Consider the following 25,386-nt stretch of genomic DNA (forward strand, 5'->3'; position numbering starts at 1 on the left):
TCCATGACCGCAGGGGGGCACAGGCCATGATCGTCATCGCAGCCATCGTCATCGGGGCCGCATTGGGCTGGCACCGCGCGGGCAAGCTGGGCGGGGACACCCGCGACCGCATCCAGTATGCCGCCGTCCACGCCATCGCGCTGGCGGCGGCGGGGGTTCTTGCCACGGTCGTCATCGACAGGTCGGTCTGATGTTCCTGCCCTTCCTCGACAGCCTCCGCCGCCAGGGCGTGCCGGTATCGCTGCGGGAATGGCTGGACCTGATGGAGGGGATGTCGAAGGGCGTGGCGGGCTGGACCGTCGACGGCTTCTATCACTTCGCGCGGATGGCGCTGGTCAAGGACGAGCGCCACCTGGACCGCTTCGACCGGGCCTTCGCGGAAACCTTCGCGGGGCTTCAGGACATCCCCGTCGAGGCGCTGGTCGATGAACGCGCCCTGCCCCGCGACTGGCTGGAGAAGCTGGCCGAGAAGCTGCTGAGCGACGAGGAGAAGGCCGCGATCGAAGGATCGGGCAGCTTCGAGGAGCTGATGCGCAAGCTGCGCGAGAGGCTGGCCGAACAGCAGGGCCGCCACCAGGGCGGCAACAAGTGGGTGGGCACGGCGGGCACCTCTCCCTTCGGGGCCTATGGCTACAACCCCGAGGGCGTGCGGATCGGCCAGGACGAAAGCCGCCACCGCCGCGCGGTCAAGGTCTGGGACAAGCGGGAATTCCGCGATTTCGACGACAATGTCGAACTGGGCACCCGCAACATCAAGGTCGCGCTGAAGCGGTTGCGCCAATGGGCCCGCCACGGCGCCTCGGACGAGCTGGACCTGCCCGCCACGATCCGGGCCACCGCCGATCACGGCTATATCGACGTGCAGACGCGGCCCGAACGCCGCAACGCGGTCAAGGTGCTGCTGTTCCTGGACGTGGGCGGCAGCATGGACGACCATATCCGCGTCGTGGACGAGCTGTTCAGCGCCGCGCGGGCCGAGTTCAAGCACATGCAGCATTTCTACTTCCACAACTGCCTCTATGAGGGCGTGTGGACGGACAATCGCCGCCGCTGGAACGAGCAGATGCCGACCTGGGACGTGCTTCACCGCTTCGGGCGCGACTACAAGTGCATCGTGGTGGGCGACGCGTCCATGTCTCCCTACGAGATCGCGGTGCCGGGTGGCGCGAACGAGCACTGGAACCCCGAGGCAGGCGAGGTCTGGCTGCGCCGCTTGGCCGAGACCTTCCCCGACCATGTCTGGCTGAACCCCGTCCCCGAGGCGCATTGGGGATACACCCAATCCATCGGCATGATCGGCCAGCTGTTCGAGGGGCGGATGCTGCCCATGACGCTGGACGGATTGACGCGGGCCATGCGCATCCTGGGCTGAGACGCTTCCATCCGCGCGGGGCTTGGGCCATCCTGCCCCCATGCTGAAGCTGACGCCCCTCATCCTGATGCTGCTCTATGTGCTTGCCATGTGGTTCTTTTCCGCGTGGCGTCTGCACAAGGAGCTGAACCGCTACTCGACCCCGCTGTCGGACGGGCGGCTGACCCCGCTGATGGACCGGATGAGCCGCGCGATGGGCGTGCCCCCGATCCGCGCGCTGATCCACGAGGTCGCACCCGTGAACGGGCTTGCGGCCCCCGACGGGCGCATCTTCCTGACGCGCGGCTTCATGGACAAGCTGGACCAGGGCGAGGTCACCCCCGAGGAACTGGCCAGCGTCATCGCCCATGAACTGGGCCATGTCAGCCTTGGCCATTCGCGCAGGCGGATGATCGACTTCGCGGGGCAGAACGCGGTGCGGATGCTGCTGGCGGGGATCCTGGGGCGCGTCCTGCCGGGGGTCGGCGCCTGGGTCGCCAATATCGTGGCCACCGCCATCGCCGCCCGCCTGTCGCGGCAGGACGAGTTCGAGGCAGACCGCTTTGCCGCGGCGCTGCTGATCAAGGCGGGCATCGGGACCGACCCGCAGATATCGCTGTTCCGCAAGCTGGACACCCTGACCGGTGCCCGCGCCGCGCCGCCCGCCTGGGCCATGTCCCACCCGCCCGCCGCCAAGCGGATCGAGGCCATCCAGGCGCAAGAGGCCCGCTGGACTTCAACCTGAGCGGGCACCCCCCTATTGTGGCAATGAAATCAGAGGCCCGCATGACCCGACCCTTCCGCCGCCACGTCCTGTACCTGCCGGGCTTCGACCCGATCCCGCCCCGCCGCTACCGCGAGCTTTACCGCCGCGAAGGGGCCGAGCAGGCGCGCATCTCGGGGCACCGGATCAAGCTGTCGGGCGCAAGGCAGGGGCCGAATTTCGGCTGGACCGTCGATGCCGAAATCGAGGGACGCCCGGTCGCCGCCACGTTCGAGGTGCTGCAATGGACCGACATCGTCCAGGCCTCGATGGGGCGCGGCATCCTGGGCACCTACGGGCTGATGGTGCGGACCTTCTGGATCTACATGGCCAGCGGTGCGGTCCCGCGCCTGATGCGGCTGCGGCGGGGGCCGGTGCTGGCGGCGTTCTATCCCTTCGCGGTGCTGCTGGCGCAGCTGCTGGCGGCGGTGCTGGCGGCGTGGCTGGTGGCCTGGGCGCTGCCCCTCGGCTGGTTCGCCCTGCCCCCGGCGCTGGCCGCGTTCTGGGGGGTGCTGGTGCTGGGGCGGCGGCTGGATGGCAGGCTGTTCGCCTATTACCTGATGCACGACTATGCCTTCACCGCCGTCCAGAAGGGCGCATACCCCCCCGCGCTGGAGGATCGGCTGGCCGCGTTCCGCAGGCGCCTGTCGGACCTGCTGGACGACGACCTGGACGAGGTGCTGGTCATCGGCCACAGCTCGGGGGCCTATCTTGCGGTCTCGCTGCTGGCGGATCTGCTGCGCGAGCGTCCCGCGCGCGCGCGGCCGGCGCTGTCGCTGATGACGCTTGGGCATGTCGTCCCGATGGCGGCCTTCCTGCCCGATGCGGACCGGCTGCGCGACGATCTGGGATACCTGTCGCGGGCCAGCGGCATCTTCTGGCTGGACGTGACCGCGCCGGGCGATGCCTGCTGCTTCGCGCTGTGCGATCCGGTGGCGGTCTGCGGGATGGGCGACGATCGGCAGAAATGGCCGCTGGTCGTGTCGGCGGCCTATACGCAGACGCTGTCGCCCGAACGGCTGGCGCGGTTGCGGAACCGCTGGTTCAAGCTGCATTTCCAGTATCTCTGCGCCTTCGACAGGCCGGGGGATTACGATTACTTCGCGATCACGGCGGGGCCGCTGCCCCTGGCGGAACGTTTCGCCGGGCGCAAACCCTCGCCCGGGCTGATCACCCGCCCCGTGGGCGCCCGCCCGTGACCGCCCCCCGCCCCAGGGGGGCCGAGGGTCGCGGAACGCTGCTGCGCCTGATGCGCGGGTTTCGCAGCGACCTGCTGGGCGCATTGCCGGAACGGCTCTATCGCGCGTGGATGGCCGAGTTCCGCAGCCCGCTGATCCACAGCTTCTTCTGCAACGATCCCGCGCTTCTGCGCACCATCCTGCAGGACCACCCCGCCGACTTCCCCAAGTCGAACCGCATGCGCGAAGGGCTTGCCCCCCTGCTGGGCAACGGCGTCTTCATCAGCAACGGCGCGGATTGGGCCCGCCAGCGCCGCATCATCGACCCCGCATTCGAAGGCGGCCGCGTCCGCGAAAGCTTTCCCGCGATCCTGCAAGCCGCGCGGGCGGCGTCGGATCGGCTGCCCGCGGGCCGCGTCGATATCGAACCGCACGCCGCCCATGCGGCCGCCGACGTGATCTTTCGCAGCCTGTTCTCGATGCCCGTCGAACAGGGCATCGCCGCGCAGGTCTTCGACGCGTTCCGCCGCCACCAGGAAGCCCAGCCGCTGGTGAACCTGGCCGCGCTGCTGCCCCTGCCGCGCTGGATGCCGCGCCCGCATTCGCGCCGGACCCGCGCCACGGCGGGGCATATCCGCGGCCTGATCGCGGAACTGGTGGCCGAACGCCAGCGCGCGATCGATGCGGGCACCGCGCCCGAAGATCTGGCGACCAAGATCATGACGACCCCCGACCCCCAGACCGGCCAACGCTTCACCGCCCCCGAGATGGTCGACCAGGTCGCCGTCCTGTTCCTTGCGGGGCACGAGACCAGCGCATCCGTGCTGGCCTGGGCGCTGTGGCTTCTGGCCGAGCATCCCGAATGGCAGGACCGCGTCGCCGCCGAGGCCGCGCTTCTGTCGGATGATTTCGCCAGCGTCTCGCGCCTCAAGACCACGCGCGCGGTCTTCCGCGAGGCGCTGCGTCTTTATCCGGCGGTCGCGATGTTCGCCCGAGAGGCGGTGACACCCCAGATCTTCCGCGACCGCGCCGTGCCAAGGGGCGCGCAGCTGGTCGTGTCGCCCTGGCATCTGCACCGCCATCAGCGCCTGTGGGACCGGCCCGACGAATTCGACCCCGCGCGGTGGGACACGCCCGAGGGCAAGACCAGCGCAAGGCGGGCCTACCTGCCGTTCTCGGCCGGACCGCGCGCCTGTCCCGGCGCGTCGCTGGCGATGGTCGAAGGCGTCGTGATGCTGGCGGCGATCACGGGGGCGCACAGGCTGCGCACGACCGAACGCCGCCCCGAACCCGTCGCGCGGCTGACGATCCGCGCGCGCGACGGCATCTGGCTGGACCTGGCCCCCCGATCCTAGCGGAACAGGACCAGCGATCCCGGCGACCATGCCACGCGGACGCGGGTGCCGACCTCGGGGACCTCGCGACCGAAGACGTTGCGCATCGAAATCCGCACCGGGCGCTGCCGCGCGTCCAGCCGCAGGTCGTAATAGGTCATGTCGCCGTAATAGACGACCTCGTCGATCACGGCCTCGGTCTCTCGGGGCTGGGTATGGCTCTGGCCCGCGGCGACGATGGTCATCGTCTCGGGGCGGAAGCCGATCATCGGGCCGTCATCGTCGGGGTTGGACATGCTGCACTGGCCTTCGGGCAGCTCGACCTGCCCCAGGCCCGGGATCTCGACCACGACCTTGCCGGCGATGTCGGACAGCACCTTGGCGGGCAGGAAGTTCATCACCCCGATGAAATCCGCGACCCGGCGCGTGGCGGGCCGGGCATAGAGCGCCTCGGGGCCGTCCAGCTGCGCGATCTCGCCCTCGAACATGACGGCGATGCGGTCGGACATGACCAGCGCTTCCTCCTGGTCGTGGGTGACCAGCACGAAGGTGATGCCGACCTGGCGCTGCAGCTTGATCAGTTCCACCTGCATCTGTTCGCGCATCTTGCGGTCCAAGGCCGAAAGCGGCTCGTCCAGCAGCAGCACCTTGGGCTTCAGGATCAGCGCACGGGCCAGCGCGACCCGCTGGCGCTGACCGCCCGACAGCGCATGGGCCGCCCGCGCGCCGTATCCCTTGAGGCCGACCATCGCCAGCGCCTCGTCCACGGCGGCGGCCTTCTCGGCCTTGGAACGCGGATCGCGGCGCAGACCGAAGGCCACGTTCTCGGCCACGGTCAGATGCGGGAAGATCGCATAGGACTGGAAGACCATGTTGGTCGGCCGCTTGTTCGCGGGCACGTCCTCCATCCGCTTGCCATCGATCAGAACGGCCCCTTCGCCGATATCCTCGAAGCCCGCGATGGTGCGCAGAAGCGTGGTCTTGCCGCAGCCCGACGGCCCCAGAAGCGAGAAGAACTCGCCCGCCCGGATCTTCAGGTCGATGCCCCGCAGCGCGTGATAGTCGCCATAGTATTTCTGGACGCCATCGCATTCGATCATGGTCTTGGCTGCGTCGTTCACATCAGGCCTCCGGTCGCGGAACCGCCGATGCGGGCATTGCCCCGGCGGCGGAAATATTCGCCGATCGCCAGCAGGACGATCGACAGGACGACCAGCACGGTGCCAAGCGCCATGATCACGGGGATCGCGCGCGGGAACCGCAGCTGGCTGAAGATATAGGTGGGCAGCGTGGGTTCGTTGCCCGCAAGGAAGAAGGCGATGATGAATTCATCGAGGCTGATCGTGAAGGATATCAGCAGGCTGCTGATGATCCCCGGCATGACCAGCGGCAGCGTCACCAGGCGGAACGCGCTCCACTTCGTCTCGCCCAGGTCATAGGCCGCCTCCTCCAGCGACCGATCCAGCGAGGAGAAGGCCGTGGACAGGATCGCGATGCCGTAGGGCATGGCGATCAGCGTGTGGCCCAGGATCACGGTCAGCAGCGACAGCTGCACCCCCATGCCCAGCAGCACGACCAGAAGCGACATCGCCACGATGATCTCGGGCAGGACCATGGGCAGCATGATCAGCCCCATGATGCCGCCCTTCATCGGAAACTCGAACCGGGTCGAGGCGCGGGCCGCGAAGATCCCGAGGCAGGTCGCCAGCACCGATGACGCGACCGCGATGGTCAGCGAATTCGTCAGCGCGCGGCGCAGCGTGGCATTGCCCCACATCTCGTCGAACCACTGCAACGAGAAGCCCTGCAGCGGAAAGGCGATGATCGTGCCCGAATTGAACGCGAACAGCGGCAGCAGGACGATGGGCGCATAGAGGAACAGCAGATAGGCCACGGCATAGATCTGCAGCCCCCGGCCATTGGAATGGATGCTCATTGGCGCGTCCTCAGGAAACGGCGGTTGAGGAACAGGAAGATCACGCTGATCACCGCCACCGCCAGCATCGCGGTCACCGCCAGCGCTGACCCCAGGGGTCGGTTGTCCAGCGCCAGCATCTGCACCTGGATCATGTTCGCGATCATCGGGATCTTGCCGCCGCCGATCACCTCGGGGGTGACATAATCGCCGATGGTCGGGATGAAGACGATCAGCGATGCCGCGACCACGCCCGGCATCGTCAGGGGCAGCGTCACCCGCCAGAAGGTCATCGCGCGGCTCTCGCCCAGGTCGCGGCCGGCCTCCAGCAGGGACCGGTCGATCTTCTCCAGCGCGACGAAGATCGGCAGGATCGCGAAGGGTGCATAGGCATGGGCCAGCGTCAGCACGATCGAATTGACGTTGTAGAGGATGAAGGTCAGCGGCTCGTCGATGATGCCCAGCCCCGTCAGGCTGCTGTTGATCACCCCGTTATAGCCCAGGATCACCTTCCACAGGAAAACCCGGATCAGATAGCTGGTCCAGAAGGGGATCGTGATCAGGAACAGCCACATCGCCTTGCGCTCGGGCCGGACCATGAAGCTGACATAGTACGCGATGGGAAAGGCCAGCGCGACGGTCGCGAAGGTCACGATGCCTGCCACGACCAGCGACCGCGTCATCACCACCCGCACGATCGGGTCGGACAGCACCTCGCGGTAATTGTCCAGCGTGAACTCCCGCAGGACCTCTAGGTATCCGTCGGTCAGGAAGCTGTAGGTCAGGATCGTCAGAACCGGCGCGGCCAGGATCACCAGCGCATAGAAGAACGGCGGAGAAATCAGCGTCAGGCCCGCCCGAGCCTCTGCGTCGAATCTGGCTCTGGCCATCGCGATCCTTTCCGGGGTGCCTGTGTTCCGCCCCTCATTCCTTCCACAGGGATCGTGCAAGGTGAAGCGATTCTTTCGCGCGCCTCAGCGCCACCAGCGCCCGGTCAGCCCCAGCCGCGCAAGCGAGGCCCGCCGCTGGAAGGGCGAGATGCCGGGCGTCTCGACGAAGGGATCGACGCGGCCAGACGCGATCTCGGACAGCAGGCGCGGCACACGCGGCCCGGGATAGAGCGCGGGCGCCGCGCGGCCCTTGATCCGGCGATGCCTGCGCGCGGCCAGCCGCAGCGCATCGCGCGCGGTCCCGGCCAGCGCGCGCGCCGCATCGGGATCGGGCTGCGGCAGGCCCAGCCCCATTGCCTGCAGCTTGGGCAATGCGCGCAACCAAGCGGCAAGCCCCGCCCCCCGCGCCTGAAGCGCCACGATGTCCATCGCGCCTTCGGGCGTGCCGCAAAGGCGTGCGGCGGCGGCCATCAGCGGCCCTGCCGTCGCATCGACATAGGCGATGACGGCATCCGCATCGCGCAGCGGCTGCCGCTCGCAATCGCGCCGCCGGGCTTCGGGCAGGCCGGAAAGCGCACCCGCCCCCTGCCCCCACGCATCCCAGAGCGGCGTCAGAACGTCGTGCAGCGGCGGGGGCGTGCCGCGGCCCATCTCCTCCAGCCGGTCGATCCACCATTGCAGGCGGATCTCGGCCAGGCCCGGCTCGTTCGACTGGAAGGGCGCGCGCGCCACCTCGAGGTTCAGCGCATAGAGCGTCAGAAGACCCGCACGGTCCTGCGGCTGCGCGGCAAGGACGGCCCCGAACCGGTCGGGGTCGTGCTCGCGCAGCGCCCCGGTGCAGGCCTCCAGCGTCACGCGCCCAGATCCGCCGCCAGCTTCGCCAGCGCATCGGCGTCGAAGCCCGCAGACAGCGCCCATTCCGGCCCCTGCGGCGTGTCCTTGACCTCGACGCCCACGGCGGCAAAGCCGTCGCGGATCGCGTCTGCACGGGCGAAATCGCGCGACTTGCGGGCCTCGGCGCGGGCGGTCAGCAGGCTGTCGATCAGCGCCGCCGCATCGTCGCCGGCCTCGGTCCAGGCGCCCATGTCCGGCAGCAGCAGCCCCAGCATCCGCGCCGAGGCCAGAAGCGCGGCCGCATCGCCCTGCCCCGCCAGATCGTGCAACGCCGCAATCGCGCCTGCGGTGTTCAGGTCGTCGGCAAGCGCCTCCAGAACGGCAGGCGCAGGGCTCGTCGCGGGTTCGACGCCCGCGACGAGACCACGCCACCGCCGCAAGGTCGCGTCGGCTTCCCGCGCCTTCGCCTCGGTCCAGTCCATCGGCTTGCGGTAATGGGTGGACAGCATGACGAAGCGGATCACCTCGCCCGGCACGCCCTTGTCCAGCAGGTCCCGCACGGTGAAGAAATTCCCGAGCGATTTCGACATCTTCTTGCCCTCGACCTGCAGCATCTCGTTATGCAGCCAGATATTGGCGAAGGATGCCTGCGGATGGGCGCAGCAGCTCTGGGCGATCTCGTTCTCGTGGTGTGGGAACTGCAGGTCGATCCCGCCGCCATGGATGTCGAAGCTGGGCCCCAGCAGCGCCGCCGACATGGCCGAGCATTCGATATGCCAGCCCGGACGACCACGGCCCCAGGGACTGTCCCAGCCCGGCAGATCCTCGGTCGAGGGCTTCCACAGCACGAAATCCATCGGATCGCGCTTGAAGGGCGCGACCTCGACCCGCGCGCCCGCGATCATGTCGTCCACCGAACGCCCCGACAGCTTGCCGTAATCCGGGAAGGACCGCACGTCGAACAGCACATGCCCCTCGGCGGCATAGGCGTGCCCCTTGGCGATCAGGTCGGAAATCATCTCGATCATCTGGCCGACATAGGCGGTCGCACGCGGCTCGTGGTCGGGACGCCCCGCCCCGATCGCGTCCATGTCGTCGTGATACCAGCCGATCGTCTCCTCGGTCCGCTCGGCGATCAGCTGTTCCAGCGACAGCGGGCTTCCGGCGGCCTTGCGGCGCTGCGCCTCGGCGTTGATCTTGTCGTCGACATCGGTGAAGTTCCGCACGTAAGTCACTGCATCCGCGCCATAAACATGGCGCAACAGCCTTACCAGGACGTCGAAGACCAGCACGGGACGGGCATTGCCCAGATGCGCGCGGTCATAGACGGTCGGCCCACACAGATACAGCCGCACGTTCGACGCGTCGATGGGCGTCATCTCCTCTTTCCGGCGGCTGCGGGTATTCGTCAGGCGGATCCGAACCATCTTGGCCCTCTTTCGTGAAGTCGTGGGGGTTTACCGCATCGGCCCGAAGCTTTCCACCCAGTCGATCTGGCGCGGAAGGCACAGGCTGCGCAGGTCATAGCCCTTGCGGATCGTGGTCCGCGCGGCCTCTCGCAGGCGGGGCGCGTCGGGATCGCCCGCCAGCCCGCGCACCAGCGCCGTGGCCAGCGCATCGCGGTCGAAGAACGGCACGAGGCGGCCGTTCTCTCCGTCGCGGATCAGTTCGCGGACCGGTTCTGTATCCGACCCCACCACATAGGCGCCCGCCGACATCGCCTCGGTCAGCGACCAGGACAGCACGAAGGGATAGGTCAGATAGCAATGCACCCGCGCCACCTGCAGCAGCGACAGATAATCGTCATAGGGCACCCGCCCCAGGAAATGCACGCGCCCGAGGTCCAGATCGCCGCCGACCTCGGCCAGCAGCTTCTCCTTCCAGCTGCCCGCGTCATGGGGTTTGCCGCCATAGCTGACACCCTCGGACCCGATCAGCACGACCTGCGCATCGGGCCTTTCGCGCAGCACCCGCGGCAGGGCGCGCATGAACACGTGGAACCCGCGATAGGGTTCGAGCGACCGCGACACGAAGCCCAGCACCTCGTCGCCCGCGCGCAGCACGCGCCCGTCGGGCAGCGTCAGGGCGGCATCCGGGTTCGGGGCCACGCGGTCCGTGTCGATCCCGTCATGCATGACGCCGATCTTGCCGCGCAGTTCCGGCGGAAAGCTGTCGGCCTGGTAACGCGTGGGCGCGATGGCCGCGTCCGCCTGCAGGACGCCCTGCAGCAGATGTGCCGACCGCGCGACGGTCAGGAACCGCGTCTCGTCGCGGGCGGGGCTGATCTCGGGGTCGAAGCCCACGTCGTGGCCGCGCGTGCGGTACATCAGCTCGGCATAGACCAGCAGCTTCGCCTCGGGCCAGATCTCGCGCAGGAACAGCGTCTCGCCCCAGCCGGGATGGCCGATGATCACGTCGGGATGGAAGCCGTGCCGGTCGCGCATGGCGCGCGCGCCCCGTGCCGCCAGCAGCCCGCGTTCGGCATGCTCGCTGTAGGTCCGCCCGAGCGCGCTGTCAGTCTGCACCTTTTCGGGCGACTTGTAGCGCAGGACGCGCACGGGGCTGGGCCGCTGGTTGCGTTCGTCGGTCAGGGCCACGACCTCGTGCCCGCGTGCCGCGAGGGCCGGGGCAAGATGCGGAAACTGCCCCGGAAAGTTCTGGTGCACGAAGAGGATCTTCATCCGTGGCCGCCCGCAAACGCCGCCTGCAGCAGCGTCCTCGTGTATTCGTGGGACGGGTGGTCGTAGATGGCTTCGGTCGGGCCCTGTTCGATCACCTCGCCGGCGCGCATCACCATGATGTGGTGCGACATGGCGCGGACGACGCGCAGGTCGTGACTGATGAACAGGAAGGCCAGCCCGTGCTTGCGCTGCAGGTTGCGCAGCAGCTCGACGATCTGGACCTGGACGGTCATGTCCAGCGCGCTGGTCGGCTCGTCCAGGACCACCACCTTGGGACGCAGGATCATCGCGCGGGCGATGGCGATGCGCTGGCGCTGCCCGCCGCTGAATTCGTGGGGATAGCGGTGCATCGCCTCGGGCGGCAGCCCCACCTCGGCCATGATGTCAGCCACGAGGCGGCGGCGGTCGGTGCCCTTGTCGACGCCGTGCACGCCCAGCCCCTCGGCGATGATCTGTTCCACCGTCATGCGGGGCGACAGGCTGCCATAGGGGTCCTGGAACACGATCTGCATGTCGCGGCGCAGGCGGCGCAGCTGCGCGCCCTTCCAGCCGCGGATGTCCTGCCCCATGAACAGGACCGGCCCGTCGCTATCGATCAGCCGCATGATGGCCAGGGCCAGCGTGGTCTTGCCGCTGCCGGATTCGCCCACGATGCCAAGCGTCTCGCCCGCCCTGACGCTGACCGAGGCGCCGTTCACGGCCTTCACATGCCCGACCGTGCGGCGCAGCAGCCCGCGCTGGATCGGGAACCAGACCTTCAGATCCTCGGTCCGGACCAGTTCGGGGGCGTCGGGGGCGACGGGTTCTGCAAGGCCGGTCGGTGCCGCGCCCAGCAGCTTGCGGGTGTAGGGGTGCTGCGGATCGGCAAAGATCGCCTCGACCGGGCCTTCCTCGACGATCTCTCCGTCCTTCATGACGCAGACGCGGTCGGCGATGCGGCGCACGATGTTCAGATCGTGGCTGATGAACAGCATGGACAGCCCTTCGGCCGCCTTCAGTTCGGCCAGCAGCTCCAGGATCTGCGCCTGGATGGTGACGTCCAGCGCGGTCGTCGGCTCGTCCGCGATCAGCAGCTCGGGGCGGTTCGCCAGCGCCATCGCGATCATGACGCGCTGGCGCTGCCCGCCCGACAGCTGGTGCGGGTAATCGCCCAGCCGCGATTCCGGTTCGCGGATGCCCACGCGCGTCAGCAGCTCCACGATGCGCGCGCGCGCCGCGTCGCCCTGCAGGCCCTGGTGCAGGGCAATGCTCTCGCTCAGCTGCTTTTCCAGCGTGTGCAGCGGGTTGAGCGAGGTCATCGGCTCCTGGAAGATGAAGCTGATGTCGTTGCCGCGAATGTCGCGCAGCGTCTTCTCGGGGGCGCCGACCAGTTCGCGCCCGCCATAGCGGACCGAGCCGCCGACCTGCGCCTGCCCCGCCAGAAGCTGCACCGTGGACAGCGCCGTCACCGATTTTCCCGACCCGGATTCGCCCACCAGCGCGACCGTCTCGCCCCGCGCGATGTGGAAGCTGACGCCCTTGACGGCAGGCACGACGCGGCCCTCGGACCGGAAGCCGATGGTCAGGTCGCTGACCTGCAGCACGGGGTCTGCGACCGGGTTCTGATCGGGACGGCTCATCTGAAGGTCTTTCGCGGGTCGAAGGCGTCGCGGATGCCTTCGAAGACGAAGACCAGCAGCGACAGCATGATGGCGAAGGTGAAGAAGGCGGTGAAGGCCAGCCAAGGCGCCTGCAGGTTCTGTTTCGCCTGCAGTGCCATTTCCCCAAGCGATGCCGCCCCCGCAGGCAGGCCGTAGCCGAGGTAGTCCAGCGCGGCCAGGCCGCTGATCGTGCCGGTGACGACGAAGGGCAGCATCGTCAGCGTGGCGACCATGGCGTTGGGCAGGATATGGCGGAACATGATCTTGCGGTCGCTGACGCCAAGGGCGCGCGCGGCACGGACATATTCGAAGTTCCGTGCCCTCAGGAACTCGGCCCGGACGACCCCCACCAGCGCGGGCCAGCCGAACAGGATGGTGACGAAGACCAGCAGCCAGAAGCTGCGCCCGAGGATCGCGAACAGGATGATGATGACGTACAGGCTGGGGGTCGAGGCCCAGATCTCCAGCACCCGCTGGAAGATAAGGTCCGTCCGTCCGCCGAAATAGCCCTGCACCGCCCCTGCCGCGATGCCGATGGACGATGCGACCACCGTCACGATCAGCGTGAACAGGATCGAGGTGCGGAACCCGTAGATCACCCGCGCCAGCACGTCGCGCGCCGTGTCGTCGGTGCCCAGCCAGTGATCGCCGTCGGGCGCACTGGGGGCGGTGCCCACGTTGTTGATCGTGCGGAAATGATAGGGGACGGGCGGCCAGATCATCCAGCCCTGCTCGGCCTTGGGGACGCCCGCGCTGCCGTCATGGACGGCCTCGATATACCCCTCGGGGTCGTCCCAGCATTCCTCGCGCCCGCCCGACACGATGAGGCACTGCACCGCCTCGTCGCGATAGATGGCCTCGGTCCCGAAATCGCCCCCGAAGGCCGTTTCCGGATAGAAGCGATAGGCCGGCACGAACAGGTCGCCGCGATAGCTGACAAGGATCGGTTTGTCGTTGGCCACGATCTCGGCGAACATCGAGACGACGAACAGGACCGAGAAGATCACCAGCGACCAGAAGGCGCGGCCATTGCTGCGGAAGTTGCGCCAGCGGCGGCGGTTCAGTTCGGACATGGCCATCAGCCGGCCCTTTTTTCAAAGTCGATGCGCGGATCGACGAAGACATACATCAGGTCGGACAGGATCCCGACGACAAGGCTCAGCAGCCCGAAGACATAGAGCGTGCCGAAGATCACCGGATAGTCGCGCTGCACCGCCGCCTCGAAGCCGAGGCGCCCGAGACCGTCGAGCGAGAAGATCGTCTCGATCAGGATGCTCGATCCGAAGAACACGCCCAGGAACATCGCCGGAAAGCCCGCGATCACGATCAGCATCGCGTTGCGGAAGACGTGACCATACAGCACCCGCCGTTCGGTCAGGCCCTTGGCGCGGGCGGTCATGACGTATTGCTTGTTGATCTCGTCCAAGAAGCTGTTCTTGGTCAGCAGGGTCAGCGTGGCAAAGCTGCTGATCGTCGCCGCGATCACCGGCAGCGTCGCGTGCCAGGCATAGTCCTTGATCTTGCCCCAGGCAGACAGGTCCGCGAAATTGTCCGAGGTCAGCCCCCGAAGCGGGAACACCTGCCAATAGCTGCCGCCCGCGAACAGCACCATCAGGATGACCGCGAACAGGAAGGCCGGGATCGCATAGGCCATGATGATCACGCCCGAGGTCCAGGTGTCGAAGCGCGACCCGTCCCTGACCGCCTTGCGGATGCCAAGCGGGATCGAGATCAGATAGGCGATGATCGTGGACCACAGCCCCAGCGTGATGGACACGGGCATCTTTTCCACCACCAGGTCCACCACGCTGATCGAGCGGAACCAGCTGGTCCCGAAATCGAAGCGGACATAGTTCCACAGCATGGTGAAGAAGCGTTCGACCGGCGGCTTGTCGAAGCCGAATTCCTGTTCAAGCTGGGCGATGAATTCGGGCGGCAGGCCGCGTGCGCCCTCGTATCGTTCCTGGGATGCGCCCATCCCGGCCTCGGCCCCGCCGCCGGAAATGTTGCGCAGCGCGTCGCCTTCGCCCTGGATCTGCGCCGCGATCTGTTCGATCGGGCCGCCCGGCACGAATTGCGTCAGCGTGAAATTGACCAGCATGATGCCGATCAAGGTGGGGATGATCAGCAGCAAACGCCGCAGGATATAGGCGCCCATCAGCCTGTCCTTCTGCCCGCCCTCGGGGTCGTTCCGGGCCTTGGCGGCCCGTGTTCAGTTGCCTTGCTTGTCGGCAATTCCATCACGGAAATCAAGCCGCAAGCCGTGTCACCTCAGCCCGCCCGCATCGCGCAGCGCATCCGCCTTGGCCTGGTCGTACCACCAGAAATCCAGCTCCCCCAAGTCGAAGGGCGGCAGCGTGTCGGGGCGACCGAAGATGTCGTAATGCGCGATCAGGTGCTGGCCGTTATACCATTGCGGCACCCAGAAGCGCAGCGCGCGCAGCGTCCGGTCCAGCGCATGGGCGGCGGTGGTCAGGTCCTCTTGCGTGTCGGCGGCCTCGATCGTCGCGATCAGGCTGTCCACCGCCGGATTCGCAAGCCCCATCGAGTTGAACACGTCGTCCACACTGGCCGAGCCGAAATACTGCTGCAGGTTCGCGCCCGGGATGGCGTCCTGCCCCAGGTGGTCCGAGATCATGTCGAAATCGTGGCCGCGCTTGCGGTTCTCGTATTCGGCATTGTCCACGCGGGTGTTGCGCGCGTCGATCCCCAGGCGGCGCAGGTTCTGGACAAAGGGGTTGATCACGCGGTCGAAGGTCTGGCTGTCGTTCAGGATCTCGAGCGACAGGACACGGCCATCGGCGTTTCGGCGCATCCCGTCCGACCCCACGGTCCAGCCCGCCTCGTCCAGAAGGGCCGCCGCCTTGCGCAGGTTGCCGCGATCGGCCTGCCTTTCACCGCTGACGGGGGGACTGACCGCATCCTCGGTCAGCACGCCTTCGGGCAGGTCGGCGGCCAGCGGCTCCAGCAGGGCCAGCTCGGCCTCGGTCGGGGGGCCTTCGGCCTCCAGCTCGCTGTTGTCCCAGAAGCTCTCGACCCGGTCATAGAGGCCGTAGAACAGCGAGGCGTTCGACCATTCGAAGTTGAACATTAGCCCGATCGCCTCTCGGACGCGGATGTCCTGCCAGTCGGGGCGGCGCAGGTTCAGCACCCAGGCCTGCCCCGAGGCGATGTTGCCGTCGGGCAGTTCCTCCTTGACGACCCAGCCCTTCTGCAGGGACGGAAAATCGTAGCGGGTCGCCCAGATGATGCTGCTGACCTCGCGGCGGAAGGTGTATTCGCCCGCCTTGAACGCCTCGAATGCGGCATCGTAATCGGCGAAATACTCGAACCGGATGCGGTCGAAATTGTGCCGCCCGCGATTGATCGGCAGATCGGCGCCCCAGTAGTCGGGGTCGCGTTCCCAGGTGACGTTGCGGTTGATGTCGGCATTGCCGAAGACATAGGGCCCGGACCCGATCATCGGCGTCCGCATGGGCTGTTCCAGGTCGCGGTCGTTCTCCTCGAAATCCTTGGCGCTGAAGATCGGCAGCCCGCCGACCGACTGGATCACGTCGCGGCGCGGATAATCGGGGGTGAAGTCGAAGCGGATCGTGTGATCGTCGATCACCGTGGCGCCGGCGACCTGCTGGGCGATCACCACGCGGAACGACGACAGCCCCTTGGTGCGCAGCGTCTCATAGCTGAACAGCACGTCGTTCGCGGTCAGGGGCGTGCCGTCGCTGAACCTCGCCTCGGGGCGCAGGTGGAAGATCACCCAGTCGCGGCTTTCGGGATATTCGATGCTTTCGCACAGCAGGCAATAGGCCGCGCCCACCTCGTCGGCGGTGCCGGTCAGGATGGATTCCAGCATCACCGTGGACAGCACCGCCGCCCGCCCCCGGAAGGTGAACGGGTTGTAGTTGTCGAAGCCCGTCGAGTTCGGGATCGATTCGGCGATCTCTCCGCCCTTGGGCGCATCGGGGTTCACATAGGGCAGATGGTCGAAATCGGCAGGCAGCGACGGTTCCCCGAAGGTCCCGATCCCGTGCGAACGTATCGTCCCTTCGGTGTCCTGCGCGTGGCCGGGCATGGCCGTTGCCATCAGGATAAGGCCGAAAAGGGCGTGCGGCGCATGGGCGATCCTCCGGGTGCGTGGTCGCGCAAGGCTAGGCCAGCGGCGGCGACCGCTTCAAGCCGCGATTTCGTGAGGACGCGCGCCCCGAATGCGAAACGCCGCCCCAAGGCGGGGCGGCGTTCGATCGTCGCGATCCAGACGGAATCAGGAATTCTGTTCGAGGAAGGCGATCAGGTTCGCGCGCGCCTGCGGATCCTTCAGGCCGGCAAAGCTCATGGCCGTGCCCGACACGACACCGCGCGGGTTTTCCAGGAATGCCTGGAGCGGCTCGGGCTCCCATGCCGGAACCTCGGCGGCGTGGTCCTGCATCGCGCCGCTGTAGCCGAAGCCGTCGACCGAGGCGACCGCGCGACCCACGACGCCGTTCAGGTGCGGACCGACGCCGTCGGTGCTGTCCAGCGCGTGGCACGAACGGCACTTGGCCCATTCACGCTCGCCCGCGGCGGCATCGGCCGATTCCATCAGCGCGGCGAAGTCGATCTCTTCCTCTTCCTCGGCGCCCCCTGCGGCGCTTTCGGGAACGGGGATCGAATAGGCCTGCGTGATCTCGCCCTCGCCATGGTCTTCGCCGTGACCGCCTGCGTGGCCGGCCGGTCCGACATGGAAGATCGCTGTCGCGGCCCAGTTCGCCAGCATCAGGAAAAGCAGGGCGCCGATGAATGCGCCGGCTGCCTTGGTCAGGGTCATGGTGTTGAACATCGCGTGCGGTCCCCGCCTTGGTAAGCTCTGCAAGTCGTTGGACATCTATCCGCTTTCGCTTTGGCTGATCAAGGTATAGTTACCAGCGCCTGGGGATATTCGACATCAGCGGGGCAGAAGCCATGACCACGAACCGCATCGCGTTCCAGGGGGAACTGGGCGCATACAGCCACGAGGCCTGCAAGGCCGCCCGGCCCGACATGGAGGCCCTGCCCTGCCGCACCTTCGAGGATGTCATCGACGCCGTGCGCAACCACGAGGCCGACCTGGCCATGCTGCCGGTCGAGAATTCGACCTATGGCCGCGTCGCCGACATCCATCACCTGCTGCCGGAATCGGGCCTGCATATCGTCGACGAGGCCTTCGTGCGCGTCCATATCAGCCTGCTGGCCGTGCCCGGCACCCCCCTGTCCGAGATCCGCGAAGCCATGAGCCACCCGGTCCTGCTGGGCCAGTGCCGCGGCTTCCTGCGCGAACACGGCATCCGCGCGATCACCGGCGCCGACACCGCCGGATCGGCCAAGGAGGTCGCCTCGCGCGCGCATCCGCCGCTGGCTGCGCTGGCAGCACCCCTTGCGGGCGACATCTACGGGCTGGAACGCCTGGCCGACCAGATCGAGGACCGGTCCAACAACACGACGCGCTTCCTGATCATGTCGCGCGACCCCGACATGACGCGCCGCGCCGACCGGATGCTGACCAGCTTCGTCTTCCGCGTCCGCAACATTCCGGCCGCGCTCTACAAGGCGATGGGCGGTTTCGCGACGAACGGCGTGAACATGACCAAGCTGGAAAGCTACATGGTGGACGGCGTCTTCACCGCGACGCAGTTCTATGCCGATATCGAGGGGCACCCCGAGGATGCGAATGTCGCGCTGGCGCTGGACGAGCTGCGCTATTTCACCTCGACGCTGGACATCCTGGGCGTCTATCCCGCCGACCCCTTGCGAGAGGCGCAGCTGGCGGGCGAGTGATCGCCCGCGCCCTCAGGCGCGCATCAGTTCCACGTATTCGCGGATGCGCCGCTCGAAGCGCTTGTCCAGCTCGGACTTGCCCAGCTTGGCGGTCTGCAGCATCAGCCGCGCCTTCATGTTGCGCGGGCGGATCTCCAGCTCGAAGATCAACCGGGACTTGCTGCGGTTCAGCGCGACGACGGTGGCGTTGATCGTCATGTCCAGCGCCTCCGAGCGGCCCTGCATGCCGATCGCCTCGGGGCGGTCGAACCGGTCCACCGACAGCTTCAGCTTGCGCGCCTTGCCGCGCCAGTCGAAGCCGATGCGCCAGCCCATGACGGTGCCCGGATCCTTGGCCGGGTCGATGCGCACCACGCTCGCCCCGCGAGAGATCAGCATCCTTTCCAGCGCGTCGAAGTCGCCGATGGCGGCAAACAGCTGCTCTGCAGGGATTTCCTGATCGATACGCGTGGAGAATTTCATCCGGAACAACCTGCCTGAAGTTGATGCGCCACCGGTGCCGCCGAGGCCTTCGTCCGGCTGATAGTCCAGATTGGGATGCGTGTTCAACCAAGTCGTCAACATCGCGTCTCCTCCTCTGCGTGCATGTCGTCCCGCGTCCGTCCCCTGTCTGCAAATCTTACCCGGACTGCCCTTCATTGATGCAGTTCATCGGTACAGCCATCAACCCATGGTTGTCGCCAATGGGATAGGTTCCTGACCGGACGCGCGGCTCGACCCTTTCGCGGGGGGTTGCATCCGCATCGCAGCCGTCATATCTGACGCCCCGAGAGGTTGGCGCGGGCAAGCGCCTCGCCAACTCGGTCAGGTCCGGAAGGAAGCAGCCGTAACGAGTCCCGTTTGGGTCGTTGTCCAGCCTCTCACCCTTCAATCCATTGGCAGCCGGTCCACTTGACGCGTTTCGCGCACGATCAGTCTTGCCGCGACCTTGCCGAGGGCAGAACCGGCCGGGCATACCACACATGTAGCGTGCGACGCTTTATCCGCGGAGGCCGCGCTCAAGCGGCTTGTTAAGCAAGGCCGCTTTGGGTCCTATGAAGAATGCCGGTACAGGCAGTATCTTGCCGATCGCATCAAGAGGGCTTCAGGTTGCAAAGTTACCGTAGGGAGATCGACGGCCTCAGGGCGGTGGCGATTCTGCCCGTCCTGCTTTTCCACTTCGATATCCCGGGCCTTTCCGGCGGTTTCGTCGGCGTGGACATCTTCTTCGTGATATCGGGCTTCTTGATCGGCGGGATCCTCTGGGACGAGTTATGCAGGACCGGCCGCATCGACCTGATCCGTTTCTATCAGCGACGCATCCGTCGTCTTGCACCCGTCTACTTCGCGGTGATCACGGCATGTCTGATCGTCGGCTGGGCAATCATGCTGCCCTTCGACTTCCGCGCCCTGGGCAAGGAGATCATCAGCTCCTCCGTCTATCTCTCGAACGTCTACTTCTTCACGCAGGCGGGCTATTTCGACAGTGTCGCCAAGGAAAAGATCCTGCTGCACACCTGGTCCCTGTCGGTCGAGGAGCAGTTCTACATCTTCCTGCCGCTGGTGATGATCGTTCTGGCTTCGGTGCGGCGGTGGCTGCCCATGGTGCTGTGCCTGCTGGGGCTTGGGTCGCTGGTGGCCTGCATCCTGCTGACGCCGATCTCTCAGACGGCGGCCTTCTACCTGTTCCCGTTCCGCGCATGGGAGCTGCTGGCCGGCGTCCTCCTTGCGATCATGGGCCACAAACGCGGGCTCAGCTGGGATCTGCATCCCCTGCTTTCATGGGCCGGACTTGCATTGATGGCGGTGGGCATACTGACGCTTGACGCGGATCAGCGCTTTCCGGGCTGGCGGGCGCTGCTGCCGGTCGTGGGCGCGGTGCTGGTCATCGCGAACGGTCGGAATCCGAACGGCGTGAACACGTTGCTGCGCAGCCGGGCGTTGGTCTTCATCGGCCTCATCTCCTATTCGCTCTATCTGTGGCATTGGCCGCTGGCGACGCTTTGGACGTATTACTTCGGAAGCCTCGGTCCCCTTTGGCAACGGCTTGTGCTGATCATGCTGTCATTGGCCTTGGCAACGCTCAGCTGGCGGTTCATCGAAACCCCGACGCGCCGCGCGCAGCTGTCGGTTCGCGGGCTGTTTCTGGGAACCGGGCTGGCAACGGGCACGGCGCTTGCGGCAGGCGCGGTGATTTACTTGGGCGACGGGCTGGCGCGGCGTTTCCCGCCGCAGATCCTGACGCATATCCAGGCCACGCAGGATTTCAACCAGGACTGGCAGCGCTGCAGCGTGCCCCAGACCGGCGATCTGGCAGGGGTCGAGCTGTGCCCCATCGGCCCCGAGGGCGAGCCCCGCATCCTGATCTGGGGCGACAGCCATGTCCGCGCCTTCAAGGAAGGCCTCGAACAGGCGGCTTTCGACGGCGATGTTCCGGCCCTCGTGATCTGGCGCGCCGGGTGCCCGCCGCTTTTCGGGCTGGAGAAGACCGAGAACAGCACGACGCAAGCGCAGGATGCGGCCTGCAGCGATGCCAACCGCCGGATCCGAGACGCGCTGGAAGGGTCGGACAGGTTCGATACCGTGCTACTTGTCGGGCGCTGGACCTACTATACCGAAGGTGCCGGTATCGGGCTTGACGCGCACAACACCATCAGCGTCACAGGCACCGGTCAGGCTGCGCTGTCCCAATCGCAGCTGATGCAGCGCGCCATGACGGACACCGTCGCCCGCCTGCGGCAATCCGGGCGACAGGTCTTCATCCTTCGGCAGGTCCCCGAAATTCCGACATACGATTCCCGCATCGTGTCGCGCAAGCTGGCGCATTCGGGCCTTGCCGAAGCCGAAGTGGCCGAGATCGCCAGCGTGCCGCGCGCAGCGATCGCCAGCCGCAACAGCAATGCGGATGCGATGCTGACGGCATCAGGCGCGGCGCTGCTGGATCCCTGGCCGTTGGTCTGTGACGATCAGACATGCTCGGCCATGGCAGGCGGATTTGCCGGGTATTTCGACAACAATCACATCACCAACACCAACGCGATCCGACTGCGAGAGCTGTTCCTGCCTGTATTCCGGGCCGAAGGCGGCTGAGGCGGACATGGATCGAACTCGCATGACACCCAGATCTCCGGGCAAGACGCCCCAGAAGAAAGACCGTCGCCAATGAACGCAGAACGGCCAAAGGTTACCGTTATCACAGGCGCAAGCGCAGGCCTTGGCCGCGCACTCTGCCAACAGTTCCTGCAGCATGGCAGCGTCGTCGCCGGGATCGCCCGGCGCGAGGCCGAACTGGCAGAGCTGGCCGCGCTTCATCCCGACAGGTTCCTGCCCGTTCCGGCCGATATCGCCGATACCGCCGCGGTCGATGCCGCATTCGACCGCATCCGAGAGGCATGCGGCCCGGTGTCCACACTGATCAACAACGCCGCCGTCCACCCCCGCCGCAGCATCCTGGACGAAACGGCGGCCAGCCTCGAACGGACGATGCAGGTCAACCTGAACGGCATGGTGGCCTGCACGGTTCAGGCATTGCGGGATATGGTGCCTGCTGGCCAGGGGCGGATCGTCAACGTCACCAGCTATGCCGGAGATGCGCCTGCGCCCCTTTCTGCCGCCTATTCCGTGTCGAAAGGGGCGTGCCGGATCTTTACCAAATCACTGGTCGCGGATCTGCATGCAGAGTTTCCCCATATCGTCGTCAGCGAATGGATCCCCGGCATCATGAACACCGAGATGGGGCCAGCGCACGGAATCGACCCCCGGCTTGCGGCGCGGTGGGGCTACAGGTTGGCCCAGATGAACGACCCTAGCCTTGCGGGCATCCTGTTCGAACGGGACAGCTCGGTCGCCCCGCCCAGGGGCCTGCGGCAGCGGATCAGGGAACGGCTGACAGGACGCCGCCCGACCCGGATCATGCTGGACTGAATCTTCGTTTCAGGCGCGACGGAACCGGGATCTGGAAAGAAATTCCATCAGTCTGCGGATTTTGCGGAACCATGTTCCCGTCGCCGGGTTTTGCATGTCCTGCAGGCAGGCAACACGAACACCCCCATGGCGCGGCAGCCCATTTCACAGTGATCCAGTACCCCGTTCCGCTGAACGACCCTCCGGGCCGCCTGCCTGCAGCAGACCTTCCGAGACAGGACCAAGACATGATCAAGGCATATGCCGCGCAGGAAGCGCATGGTGAATTCGCACCTTTCGAATACGACCCCGGCCCGCTCGGGGCACATGACGTCGAGATCTCGGTCGCACATTGCGGGGTCTGCCACAGCGACCTGTCCATGTGGGAGAACGAGTGGGGCATCGCGTCCTTTCCCTTCGTCGGCGGCCACGAGGTCGCGGGCACGATCGCGGCGGTAGGATCGCATGTGACGGGGCTGAAGGTCGGCGACCGCGTGGGCCTGGGATGGCAGTCGGGTTACTGCAACCACTGCATGCAGTGCCTTGGCGGCAACCAGAACCTGTGCCCAGACCAGCAGCCGACGATCATCGGCCATCACGGCGGCTTTGCCGATCGCGTCCGCGCGCAGGAAACCGCCGTCATCCGCATTCCCGACCAGATGGAGCTGCGCGACGCGGGCCCGCTTCTGTGCGGCGGCATCACCGTCTTCAATCCCTTCGTGCAGTTCGGCATCCGCCCGACCGACCATGTCGCGGTCATCGGCATCGGGGGGCTTGGGCATCTTGCGCTGCAATTCGCCCGCGCATGGGGCTGCGAGGTCACGGCCTTCACCAGCGAATCGAAGATGGACGAGGCCCGCGAGATGGGCGCCCATCACTGCGTCAATTCGCGTGACGCCGACGCGATCGCGGGTGCCAAGGGGCGCTTCGACCTGGTGCTGTCCACGGTCGCGGTCAAGATGGACTGGAACGCCATCATGGAGACGCTGAAGCCGCAGGGCCGCCTGCACATGGTCGGCATCACGCCCGAGCCTCTGGATGTCGGGGCCTTCCCGCTGGTCGCCGGTCAACGCAGCATCTCGGGCTCGCCCGTCGGTGCGCCCGCGACGCTGAACACGATGATGGAATTCGCCGCGCGCCACGGGATCAGCCCCGTGACCGAGCATTTCCCGATGTCGCGCATCAACGACGCCTTTGCCCATCTTGGCGCCGGCAAGGCACGGTACCGGATCGTGCTGGACAACGCCTGATCGCGGCCAAGTCTGACAATCGCGGGGGCCGCAGATCGGTTGTGGCCCCCGCCGCCCTTGGCTAAGGTGGCGCGACGCCCGAGGGAGCCATGACGGACAGCAAAGCAGCATACCAGGTTCTGGCCCGCAAGTACCGGCCCGAGACCTTCGCGGACCTCGTGGGTCAGGACGCGATGGTCCGCACCCTGAAGAACGCATTCGCCGCCGATCGCATCGCGCAGGCCTTCATCATGACCGGCATCCGCGGGACCGGCAAGACGACGACCGCGCGCATCATCGCCAAAGGCATGAACTGCATCGGCCCCGACGGCACGGGCGGTCCGACGACCGAACCCTGCGGGGTCTGCGAACATTGCACGGCCATCAGCGAAGGCCGCCATGTCGACGTGATGGAGATGGACGCCGCATCCCGCACCGGCGTCGGCGACATCCGCGAGATCATCGAGAGCGTGCATTACCGGGCGGCCAGCGCGCGCTACAAGATCTATATCATCGACGAGGTTCACATGCTGTCCACCAGCGCATTCAACGCGCTGCTGAAGACGCTGGAGGAACCGCCCCCCCATGTGAAGTTCATCTTCGCCACGACCGAGATCCGCAAGGTGCCGGTCACGGTGCTGTCGCGCTGCCAGCGCTTCGATCTGCGCCGGATCGAGCCCGAGGTGATGATCGCGCTGCTGAAGCGCATCGCGGATGCCGAGGGTGCACAGATCGCCGATGACGCGCTGGCGCTGATCACGCGGGCGGCCGAAGGATCGGCCCGCGATGCGACCAGCCTTCTGGATCAGTCGATCAGCCACGGTGCGGGCGAGACGACCGCCGAACAGGTCCGCGCGATGCTGGGCCTTGCCGATCGCGGGCGGGTCATCGACCTGTTCGACATGATCCTGCGCGGCGATGCGGCGGCGGCGCTGACGGAACTGCAATCGCAATATGCCGACGGCGCGGACCCCGTGGCCGTGCTGCGTGACCTAGCCGAGATCACGCACTGGATCTCGGTCGCGAAGATCACGCCCGACGCGCTGGAGGATCCGACCGTTTCCCCCGAGGAACGCAGCCGCGGCAAGGCGCTGTCGGACCAGCTGGCGATGCGTGTGCTGTCGCGCCTGTGGCAGATGCTGCTCAAGGCGCTCGAAGAGGTCTCGACCGCGCCGAACGCGATGATGGCGGCGGAAATGGCGATTATCCGGCTGACCCATGTCGCCGACCTGCCCGACCCCGAGGCGCTGATCCGCCGCGTGCAGCAGGCGCAGAACGCGGGCGAATTCGCGCGCGGACCTTCGGTGGCGGGCGCGCAGGCGACCCAAGCCCCGCAGGCCGTGCGCCGCGCCCGCCCTGCACCCGTCGCGCAGGCGCACGGGAACGCGGCGACGGCGCTTGCCGTGGCACCGCATCTGGTCGAGAGCTTTCCGGATTTCGAAAGCGTCGTGGATCTGATCGCACGCATGCGCGACATGACGCTGCTGGTGATGGTCGAACGCCACGTGGCCCTGGTCCGCTACAGCCCCGGCCGGATCGAGTTCGAGCCCCGCGACAACCCGCCCGCCGATTTCGCCCAACGCCTGGCCGAGCGCCTGCGCGGCTGGACCGGCGGGCAGCGTTGGGCCGTGACGATCGCCAATGGCGGCGGCGCGCCCACCATCGCCGAGGCACGCGAGGCCGAGGCCCGCGCCGCCCGCGAACGCGCGCTGGAGCTGCCCATCGTCCAGCAGGTGATGGCGGCCTTTCCCGGCGCGAAGCTGACCGACGTGAAACGCGTGGCCCCTGCCCCGACCGAGATCGCGGTTGAGGCCGATGGCGCGACCAATCCCCATGACAGCGGCACCGGCCCCGTGGCCGAGGTCGACGAATGGGACCCCTTCGAAGACGAGGACTGAG

At 67.0% G+C, this 25,386-nt stretch carries 22 protein-coding genes and 1 other RNA gene; 11 read left to right on the plus strand and 12 right to left on the minus strand.

Translation table 11 applies throughout. The annotated features are described in order from the left end of the window. Positions 1 to 26: 26 nt before the first annotated feature. Genes F804_RS17515 through F804_RS0109410 form a run of 5 tightly spaced genes read left to right on the plus strand, consistent with a single transcriptional unit; the run spans position 27 to position 4,647 of the window. Positions 27 to 191 carry a hypothetical protein gene (locus tag F804_RS17515; RefSeq protein ID WP_169447688.1) on the plus strand — a complete coding sequence of 55 codons (165 nt, stop codon included), beginning with the start codon at positions 27 to 29 and terminating at the stop codon, positions 189 to 191. Then, on the plus strand, positions 191 to 1,372 hold the full coding sequence (locus tag F804_RS0109395; protein ID WP_022707496.1) for a vWA domain-containing protein: 1,182 nt from the start codon (positions 191 to 193) through the stop codon (positions 1,370 to 1,372). Before F804_RS17515 ends, F804_RS0109395 begins: the two co-directional genes overlap by 1 nt. Before the next feature lie 40 nt (positions 1,373 to 1,412). Then, positions 1,413 to 2,096, plus strand: a complete 684-nt coding sequence (locus F804_RS0109400; RefSeq protein WP_022707497.1) for a M48 family metallopeptidase — start codon at positions 1,413 to 1,415, stop codon at positions 2,094 to 2,096. 41 nt (positions 2,097 to 2,137) lie between these two features. Continuing rightward, positions 2,138 to 3,313: a hypothetical protein gene (locus F804_RS16130; protein ID WP_022707498.1), complete on the plus strand. Its 1,176-nt coding sequence runs from the start codon at positions 2,138 to 2,140 to the stop codon at positions 3,311 to 3,313. Continuing rightward, positions 3,310 to 4,647, plus strand: coding sequence for a cytochrome P450 (locus tag F804_RS0109410; RefSeq protein ID WP_022707499.1), 1,338 nt, complete (start codon positions 3,310 to 3,312; stop codon positions 4,645 to 4,647). The genes F804_RS16130 and F804_RS0109410 overlap by 4 nt, the downstream gene beginning before the upstream one ends. Here F804_RS0109410 and F804_RS0109415 read toward each other — a convergent pair. The 11 genes from F804_RS0109415 to F804_RS0109465 all read right to left on the minus strand — a co-directional run bounded on the left by F804_RS0109415 (position 4,644) and on the right by F804_RS0109465 (position 17,402). Then, entirely contained in the window at positions 4,644 to 5,747 is a 1,104-nt protein-coding gene (locus F804_RS0109415; RefSeq protein ID WP_169447689.1) for an ABC transporter ATP-binding protein, read from the minus strand. The genes F804_RS0109410 and F804_RS0109415 overlap by 4 nt on opposite strands. Next, complete coding sequence (locus F804_RS0109420) at positions 5,744 to 6,562, minus strand: ABC transporter permease (RefSeq protein WP_022707501.1); 819 nt, start codon at positions 6,560 to 6,562, stop codon at positions 5,744 to 5,746. The genes F804_RS0109415 and F804_RS0109420 overlap by 4 nt, the downstream gene beginning before the upstream one ends. Continuing rightward, the gene (locus F804_RS0109425) at positions 6,559 to 7,431 is read right to left on the minus strand and encodes an ABC transporter permease (RefSeq protein WP_022707502.1); all 873 of its coding nucleotides are present in this window, start codon (positions 7,429 to 7,431) and stop codon (positions 6,559 to 6,561) included. The genes F804_RS0109420 and F804_RS0109425 overlap by 4 nt, the downstream gene beginning before the upstream one ends. 84 nt (positions 7,432 to 7,515) lie before the next feature. After that, complete coding sequence (locus tag F804_RS0109430; protein WP_022707503.1) at positions 7,516 to 8,286, minus strand: squalene/phytoene synthase family protein; 771 nt, start codon at positions 8,284 to 8,286, stop codon at positions 7,516 to 7,518. After that, on the minus strand, positions 8,283 to 9,692 hold the full coding sequence (gene cysS / locus F804_RS0109435; protein WP_022707504.1) for a cysteine--tRNA ligase: 1,410 nt from the start codon (positions 9,690 to 9,692) through the stop codon (positions 8,283 to 8,285). Before cysS ends, F804_RS0109430 begins: the two co-directional genes overlap by 4 nt. Before the next feature lie 30 nt (positions 9,693 to 9,722). Next, entirely contained in the window at positions 9,723 to 10,946 is a 1,224-nt protein-coding gene (locus tag F804_RS0109440; protein WP_022707505.1) for a glycosyltransferase, read from the minus strand. Further along, positions 10,943 to 12,565 carry an ABC transporter ATP-binding protein gene (locus F804_RS0109445; protein ID WP_022707506.1) on the minus strand — a complete coding sequence of 541 codons (1,623 nt, stop codon included), beginning with the start codon at positions 12,563 to 12,565 and terminating at the stop codon, positions 10,943 to 10,945. Before F804_RS0109445 ends, F804_RS0109440 begins: the two co-directional genes overlap by 4 nt. Next, positions 12,562 to 13,665 (minus strand): ABC transporter permease, encoded by a 1,104-nt coding sequence (locus tag F804_RS0109450; protein WP_022707507.1) that lies wholly within the window; start codon positions 13,663 to 13,665, stop codon positions 12,562 to 12,564. Before F804_RS0109450 ends, F804_RS0109445 begins: the two co-directional genes overlap by 4 nt. Then, a complete protein-coding gene (locus tag F804_RS0109455; RefSeq protein ID WP_022707508.1) occupies positions 13,665 to 14,744 on the minus strand; it encodes a microcin C ABC transporter permease YejB in 1,080 nt (359 codons plus the stop codon). Before F804_RS0109455 ends, F804_RS0109450 begins: the two co-directional genes overlap by 1 nt. Before the next feature lie 108 nt (positions 14,745 to 14,852). Beyond that, the gene (locus tag F804_RS0109460) at positions 14,853 to 16,670 is read right to left on the minus strand and encodes an extracellular solute-binding protein (protein WP_051142344.1); all 1,818 of its coding nucleotides are present in this window, start codon (positions 16,668 to 16,670) and stop codon (positions 14,853 to 14,855) included. Between the two features lie 177 nt (positions 16,671 to 16,847). Next, positions 16,848 to 17,402, minus strand: coding sequence for a c-type cytochrome (locus F804_RS0109465; protein WP_022707510.1), 555 nt, complete (start codon positions 17,400 to 17,402; stop codon positions 16,848 to 16,850). A gap of 122 nt (positions 17,403 to 17,524) precedes the next feature. On the opposite strand from F804_RS0109465, the gene F804_RS0109470 reads away from it, so the two are divergent. Next, complete coding sequence (locus F804_RS0109470) at positions 17,525 to 18,376, plus strand: prephenate dehydratase (protein ID WP_022707511.1); 852 nt, start codon at positions 17,525 to 17,527, stop codon at positions 18,374 to 18,376. A 12-nt stretch (positions 18,377 to 18,388) separates the two neighbouring features. Here F804_RS0109470 and F804_RS0109475 read toward each other — a convergent pair whose 3' ends face one another. Next, positions 18,389 to 18,838: an SRPBCC family protein gene (locus tag F804_RS0109475; RefSeq protein WP_022707512.1), complete on the minus strand. Its 450-nt coding sequence runs from the start codon at positions 18,836 to 18,838 to the stop codon at positions 18,389 to 18,391. 306 nt (positions 18,839 to 19,144) lie between these two features. Here F804_RS0109475 and ffs point away from each other — a divergent pair. The 5 genes from ffs to F804_RS0109495 all read left to right on the plus strand — a co-directional run bounded on the left by ffs (position 19,145) and on the right by F804_RS0109495 (position 25,385). Beyond that, positions 19,145 to 19,241: signal recognition particle sRNA small type (ffs, locus tag F804_RS17185), an RNA gene on the plus strand. Between the two features lie 176 nt (positions 19,242 to 19,417). Further along, on the plus strand, positions 19,418 to 21,445 hold the full coding sequence (locus tag F804_RS0109480) for an acyltransferase family protein (protein WP_051142345.1): 2,028 nt from the start codon (positions 19,418 to 19,420) through the stop codon (positions 21,443 to 21,445). Between the two features lie 72 nt (positions 21,446 to 21,517). After that, positions 21,518 to 22,279 (plus strand): SDR family NAD(P)-dependent oxidoreductase, encoded by a 762-nt coding sequence (locus tag F804_RS0109485; RefSeq protein ID WP_022707514.1) that lies wholly within the window; start codon positions 21,518 to 21,520, stop codon positions 22,277 to 22,279. Between the two features lie 227 nt (positions 22,280 to 22,506). Beyond that, positions 22,507 to 23,508, plus strand: coding sequence for an NADPH-dependent aldehyde reductase Ahr (ahr, locus tag F804_RS0109490; protein ID WP_022707515.1), 1,002 nt, complete (start codon positions 22,507 to 22,509; stop codon positions 23,506 to 23,508). 89 nt (positions 23,509 to 23,597) lie between these two features. Next, entirely contained in the window at positions 23,598 to 25,385 is a 1,788-nt protein-coding gene (locus F804_RS0109495; protein WP_022707516.1) for a DNA polymerase III subunit gamma/tau, read from the plus strand. The last annotated feature ends 1 nt before the right edge of the window (position 25,386 follow it).

The organism is Paracoccus zeaxanthinifaciens ATCC 21588, assembly GCF_000420145.1.
Taxonomy (GTDB): Bacteria; Pseudomonadota; Alphaproteobacteria; order Rhodobacterales; family Rhodobacteraceae; genus Paracoccus; species Paracoccus zeaxanthinifaciens.

What these genes read in the sequence shown, in the direction of transcription:
- F804_RS0109475 (WP_022707512.1), bottom strand. Translation starts at nt 18,838, where the DNA reads ATGAAATTCTCCACGCGTATCGATCAGGAAATCCCTGCAGAGCAGCTG.
- F804_RS0109465 (WP_022707510.1), bottom strand. Translation starts at nt 17,402, where the DNA reads ATGTTCAACACCATGACCCTGACCAAGGCAGCCGGCGCATTCATCGGC.
- F804_RS0109480 (WP_051142345.1), top strand. Translation starts at nt 19,418, where the DNA reads ATGCCGGTACAGGCAGTATCTTGCCGATCGCATCAAGAGGGCTTCAGG.
- cysS (WP_022707504.1), bottom strand. Translation starts at nt 9,692, where the DNA reads ATGGTTCGGATCCGCCTGACGAATACCCGCAGCCGCCGGAAAGAGGAG.
- F804_RS0109470 (WP_022707511.1), top strand. Translation starts at nt 17,525, where the DNA reads ATGACCACGAACCGCATCGCGTTCCAGGGGGAACTGGGCGCATACAGC.
- F804_RS0109395 (WP_022707496.1), top strand. Translation starts at nt 191, where the DNA reads ATGTTCCTGCCCTTCCTCGACAGCCTCCGCCGCCAGGGCGTGCCGGTA.
- ahr (WP_022707515.1), top strand. Translation starts at nt 22,507, where the DNA reads ATGATCAAGGCATATGCCGCGCAGGAAGCGCATGGTGAATTCGCACCT.
- F804_RS0109400 (WP_022707497.1), top strand. Translation starts at nt 1,413, where the DNA reads ATGCTGAAGCTGACGCCCCTCATCCTGATGCTGCTCTATGTGCTTGCC.
- F804_RS0109450 (WP_022707507.1), bottom strand. Translation starts at nt 13,665, where the DNA reads ATGGCCATGTCCGAACTGAACCGCCGCCGCTGGCGCAACTTCCGCAGC.
- F804_RS0109460 (WP_051142344.1), bottom strand. Translation starts at nt 16,670, where the DNA reads ATGGCAACGGCCATGCCCGGCCACGCGCAGGACACCGAAGGGACGATA.
- F804_RS0109455 (WP_022707508.1), bottom strand. Translation starts at nt 14,744, where the DNA reads ATGGGCGCCTATATCCTGCGGCGTTTGCTGCTGATCATCCCCACCTTG.
- F804_RS0109425 (WP_022707502.1), bottom strand. Translation starts at nt 7,431, where the DNA reads ATGGCCAGAGCCAGATTCGACGCAGAGGCTCGGGCGGGCCTGACGCTG.
- F804_RS0109440 (WP_022707505.1), bottom strand. Translation starts at nt 10,946, where the DNA reads ATGAAGATCCTCTTCGTGCACCAGAACTTTCCGGGGCAGTTTCCGCAT.
- F804_RS0109495 (WP_022707516.1), top strand. Translation starts at nt 23,598, where the DNA reads ATGACGGACAGCAAAGCAGCATACCAGGTTCTGGCCCGCAAGTACCGG.
- F804_RS0109485 (WP_022707514.1), top strand. Translation starts at nt 21,518, where the DNA reads ATGAACGCAGAACGGCCAAAGGTTACCGTTATCACAGGCGCAAGCGCA.
- F804_RS16130 (WP_022707498.1), top strand. Translation starts at nt 2,138, where the DNA reads ATGACCCGACCCTTCCGCCGCCACGTCCTGTACCTGCCGGGCTTCGAC.
- F804_RS0109445 (WP_022707506.1), bottom strand. Translation starts at nt 12,565, where the DNA reads ATGAGCCGTCCCGATCAGAACCCGGTCGCAGACCCCGTGCTGCAGGTC.
- F804_RS17515 (WP_169447688.1), top strand. Translation starts at nt 27, where the DNA reads ATGATCGTCATCGCAGCCATCGTCATCGGGGCCGCATTGGGCTGGCAC.
- F804_RS0109420 (WP_022707501.1), bottom strand. Translation starts at nt 6,562, where the DNA reads ATGAGCATCCATTCCAATGGCCGGGGGCTGCAGATCTATGCCGTGGCC.